7 protein-coding genes are annotated in these 4,347 nt (G+C 40.9%); 2 read left to right on the forward strand and 5 right to left on the reverse strand.

What is annotated here, in order from left to right; all coding sequences use genetic code 11:
• Window positions 1–654, forward strand: a 654-nt coding sequence (locus ACCM36_RS08565) for a hypothetical protein (protein WP_370573338.1), incomplete at its 5' end; no start/stop codon positions are given.
• Between the two features lie 7 nt (window positions 655–661).
• Here ACCM36_RS08565 and ACCM36_RS08570 read toward each other — a convergent pair.
• From ACCM36_RS08570 to ACCM36_RS08590, 5 genes are read right to left on the reverse strand one after another with little or no spacing between them, the layout of a single operon-like run.
• Window positions 662–1,393, reverse strand: coding sequence for a hypothetical protein (locus ACCM36_RS08570; protein WP_370573339.1), 732 nt, complete (start codon window positions 1,391–1,393; stop codon window positions 662–664).
• Window positions 1,377–1,814 (reverse strand): hypothetical protein, encoded by a 438-nt coding sequence (locus ACCM36_RS08575; protein ID WP_370573340.1) that lies wholly within the window; start codon window positions 1,812–1,814, stop codon window positions 1,377–1,379. The genes ACCM36_RS08570 and ACCM36_RS08575 overlap by 17 nt, the downstream gene beginning before the upstream one ends.
• On the reverse strand, window positions 1,811–2,275 hold the full coding sequence (locus ACCM36_RS08580; protein WP_370573341.1) for a hypothetical protein: 465 nt from the start codon (window positions 2,273–2,275) through the stop codon (window positions 1,811–1,813). Before ACCM36_RS08580 ends, ACCM36_RS08575 begins: the two co-directional genes overlap by 4 nt.
• The gene (locus tag ACCM36_RS08585) at window positions 2,263–2,775 is read right to left on the reverse strand and encodes a hypothetical protein (protein WP_370573342.1); all 513 of its coding nucleotides are present in this window, start codon (window positions 2,773–2,775) and stop codon (window positions 2,263–2,265) included. The genes ACCM36_RS08580 and ACCM36_RS08585 overlap by 13 nt, the downstream gene beginning before the upstream one ends.
• On the reverse strand, window positions 2,775–3,740 hold the full coding sequence (locus ACCM36_RS08590; RefSeq protein WP_370573343.1) for a hypothetical protein: 966 nt from the start codon (window positions 3,738–3,740) through the stop codon (window positions 2,775–2,777). The genes ACCM36_RS08585 and ACCM36_RS08590 overlap by 1 nt, the downstream gene beginning before the upstream one ends.
• Window positions 3,741–4,132: 392 nt before the next feature.
• Here ACCM36_RS08590 and ACCM36_RS08595 point away from each other — a divergent pair.
• The coding region (locus tag ACCM36_RS08595) for a hypothetical protein (protein WP_370573344.1) at window positions 4,133–4,347 on the forward strand (215 nt) is incomplete at its 3' end.

Here is a 4,347-nt window from a genome sequence, read left to right on the forward strand (position 1 = left end):
GCCACGTATATCTCAGGCAGCAGTAACGGCACGGTCGGTAACAGAACTTCTTTTGCCATTCCGACATATCCAAAAATGGGTAATGCAGAACCTGTCATTACCACTTTAAGCGATAGGTCGGTGCTTACCTGGCAGCTTCCGAATCTCAGCCCTGGCGAGAAATGGGGAGTCTGGTATCAAATGGTTGTGCAAGGTGCAGGCTATGTGCCTATCATCATGCCACAGTCCAATATTACCTATATGGACCTGAATGGTACGAACGTTACGGTATACTTGCCTGCCTCAGGCAGTGCAAGTGTTGGGGGCAGTGCAGCAGGCATTGGTTCCTATTCTCTGGGCAATCTTAAAATGACCACTGATAAGCCTGTGACATCCATAGATGAACCTTGTGAACTGACATTATGGGTAAAAGATACTACAGGTAACTACAGTTTTGCTTATGTTGTCCTGTATACAAACCTAGGTTATTTCAATAATGGTCAAAACCACATAAACATGACAGTAGTAGGTTCGGAAAAATTGGATTTCTCGAGCGTGACGGCAGGAAATGCCTACATAAGAGCTTATGCATACAATGTCAACAATGTAACCGACACAACTGAGTGCAATGGAATACTGGTGATAAGGCCAAAGGGAACGATAAGTATAGATTAAAAAGTGGTTATGTGATCGACACATCGATCACATGGTCACCAATAAAAAGCATGGTGTTATCCCTGCGGGCAGATACGGCTGATAAGTTGGAATTGATTATATCAAAACCATTCTCTTCAAGATATTTTGCCCACTGACTGGAATATATGCTGTTGATCTGAACAGTGACGTTCACTGGAGTATCAGATGTTATGAGACTACTGTTATTGTGCTTCATGGTTATACTTGCTATCCCGCTTCCAGCCATGGAACGATGACCCGTGATGCTTATAATGCCTATGGTCGTAGTATTTATATTATTCACCCTGCCCGTGTATATAGGAGGCTGGGATACCATCAGTACCTCCAAAGGAGAGTTCTGTTTCCACACTCCGCCATTCTCATACGCCAGGAGTTTTTCGTCCTTTGAGAACTCGATCTTGCCTGTATCATAAGACAAGCTGTTATTGTCATAACTGATTACTATTGACGAACCATTACTTATGGATATAGTTGATGAGTGCAATTTGATCTTCATCACCTTTACAGGTGCCTGGTCAAATGCAACTCTTTTCATGTGACTTTGCAGTACGATAAAGCTCTGTTCAGCATTCTCAAATACACTTGATCCTATATTTTTCTGAAGTACAGGGTAACCCATGGTATATATGAAGCTCATGGACAATATCACAATGGAGAACATTAAGATGTAACCTACTGTCTCTGAGACGGCAGAATCTTTCCTATTTTCTTGAGTCATATCTTATCCTGTGATGTGTGGAACTGCTTGAAACAGTGCCATTGATTCTGATCGCAGTAGCTATTCCGCTTATTGTTACACTTGTTTTCTTTCCAGATGCTGATTCCAGTTCGAATATCTGGTCTGTCATGACAGAGTTGGCATTTATCGTGTATGCTTCGCCGCCAATTTCAGCTGGTATCATGTACTCGGATTCTATGATACCATTTTCCGGAAGTATAAGGTACATGTCTGTTACAAGTGTGCTCATCATGTTACCTATATCATTGAAATCGTTTTCTATAACTACGTCTTTAGGGCCTTTTAACATATCTCCGAAGTTCATTTGAAGGAGGATGAAAAGAGCTATGAACATCAATGAAAAGATGATATATTCCAATGTCACTGAGACAGCATCGTCATTTCTTATTAAGTGCTTCACGTTCCCACCTCGATGATCTCAGGCCGGGAAGCATAGTAGGTCATGCCGTTGTTATAGGTTATGTTTACCCATACTGTGCTCTGGGCAGAAATATTCATTCCAGCAGCTGTAAGGTTCATGTCATCGAGTGTGAGGCTGATCTCTTCTCCATGGACTGCATATATCTTTCTCATCTGTCTGTCATATTGGCTGAACAGTGAACGATAATTCTCTTCTATGCTTTGGTTATTGCTTTGGTTGAGGCGAAGAGCTAGTTCTGCAATGGAAACACTGTTTTCCCTTGTCTGTGATGTAATATCCTTTATCTGGTGCTTGGGAAATTCCAGGGCTGCATTAGATGAATAATAACCTGTGATCATTGCCTGGTTCACAAGTATTGCAAGTGCTATCAGTGATAGACAAATGGCAAATCCTGAAAGGATTATGATCTGTCCCGCTGTGTTCTCTTTTAAACCTGCCATAGCGTGAGCCTCACCTCTACGATTTTGATTTCATCCGATGCTATTGTCCACGCTCCATGAGCTGCAGCTACCGAGAGGTTTGTAAGCATGACCGTTTTTGATGCAACTACTGCATCCTCAGTGGGATCTCCATTGACAATAGCATTTTTAGTTATAAGAGTGTCATTTTGAACATAAGCTAAATTCACATTGTAAAGGAACCCTGGTAACAGTAAGGAAAGTTGCTTGCCCAGAGAACGAAGCCCTTTATTTTGTATGTTTGATTCATTCATATCCCACCCGGCAACACATTCCGTGAGATTGGTACTTATTACTGAAGAGGGCGCCGTGTCCAATAAAGTAAGAGCATCGTATGCCATCTGCTCAAGCTGTACATCCAGCATCATTTCATGCTGAGGTGTCATGACCGTGGCACTCTGTGTAATAATTACAAGGGTCATTGTAATAAGCACGGCTGCGCCAACTCCTTCAAGGGTATGGAGTTGAGCTTTATCGTCCATTACCACACCTCTACTGTCAGATAAGCAGTTTCATAGAGCTTTTCGATATTATCCTCATAGGCCGAAAAAAGAGGACCCTGTTCAGTAAATGTTACATTGTTAAAGTTGAGCCTGACCTGATACGTCTGATCGGATGCAAAAAGGCTCTTGTTAAAACTTATGCGTAGAGCTTCATCTTCCAGCAACTGACCTGAATCAGGCCTGAAGTCTCCATACAGAGGTCTCTTCAGTAAAGTATAATCTGATGATGCAGATAATGTCGAACCATTTAGAGTAACATTTATAAATGCAGCACCCGAGCTTGAAACATTGAAGTTCGTTATTTGTATTGTAAGGTTCTCAGTTGCAGGCCCTGTCAAATTTATATTTGCGTATTCTGAAAAGGAAGAATCCGTAGTAAGGGATCTGGCATCAAAAACAGATACATTACCGGTTTCCAGAAGCACTATACGGGTAATTTTTGCTATGTTGCTGTCATCAGGGAGTTTGTCACCTCTGACAGCGGTGTAGTTGTTTATTACCATGGGATGCCCATCCGTAAGGACAGAGATATTGTACCTGTAATTCATCTGGGTACCTTCTACGCTGTCAAAAAGACCGAGTTTCCTTATGACCTCATTCTCATCAATGAGCATGAATTGGATGAGTTTTTCCTTTGAGAGCGTATTTGGGGTTTCAGTGAGCCTGGAATTTACATCATTATCAACAGCAAGACCTATTCGCTGTACTTTTTCCGGATGTTTTTCCCATTCTGTGCTACTGGCATTGGAGGTGTTATCGGACCACCAGCCAGGGTCTTCCGCAAGGATGCACGAAGTACGGTAAGCAGCATAGCCAAGTTTTTCTTCACCCCCATAACCTGAGATGAAAATGCCAGGTACGAACTGTAATGTAAATCCAATTGCAATTAGCACAACGGAAATTCCAAGCAGAAAGTCTATGGCTATCTGGCCTCTCTCATCCATCAACTGACTTATGGTTTTTATATATAAAAGTATTTGGAGGCGCCTTGTAGAAAATACCTGGATCAAGAAAATTGTTTATAAATATATTACTATCTTAATTTTAAAAACGGCATGTTATTTTTGATAATAACCACAACATTTCTGATTTTATACTCAGGTGATATTTAAAGCGCACTAGGTTGCCAGTAAAATTTATTTTGCTGAATAAAAATATCAGTCGAATCTCATGATGAATCAATGTTCATTTTCTTTATATACATGTTCATGATGAAACTTGAGTGTATTGTTAATTGAAAATATCCAATGTTGCCAAATGTTAATGTGCCTGAGGTTTTGCAATGAGAGCTCAAATGAAATTCATAATTCTATCACTGATTTTTGTTTCATTAAGTATGTCTGCAATGGCTTTAACTATAGAGGTGTACCCACTGCATATCCAGAACAGTGCAGGAGATAATGTAAGTGTGACAGTTCGGGTCACTGACAACTCCACACCTTTGAACAATATAGTTGTAAATTTCATCACGAGTCTGGGTTACCTGAGCTCAACCTCAACATTGACCAATGAATCTGGATATGGTAGGGTATTTCTTACAACAACGGAGTC

Source organism: Methanomethylovorans sp., assembly GCF_041305605.1.
GTDB lineage: Archaea > Halobacteriota > Methanosarcinia > Methanosarcinales > Methanosarcinaceae > Methanomethylovorans.

Excerpts from the sequence above, each read along its gene's own strand:
- ACCM36_RS08570 (WP_370573339.1), bottom strand. The coding sequence starts at position 1,393 with ATGACTCAAGAAAATAGGAAAGATTCTGCCGTCTCAGAGACAGTAGGT.
- ACCM36_RS08585 (WP_370573342.1), bottom strand. The coding sequence starts at position 2,775 with ATGGACGATAAAGCTCAACTCCATACCCTTGAAGGAGTTGGCGCAGCC.
- ACCM36_RS08590 (WP_370573343.1), bottom strand. The coding sequence starts at position 3,740 with ATGGATGAGAGAGGCCAGATAGCCATAGACTTTCTGCTTGGAATTTCC.
- ACCM36_RS08580 (WP_370573341.1), bottom strand. The coding sequence starts at position 2,275 with ATGGCAGGTTTAAAAGAGAACACAGCGGGACAGATCATAATCCTTTCA.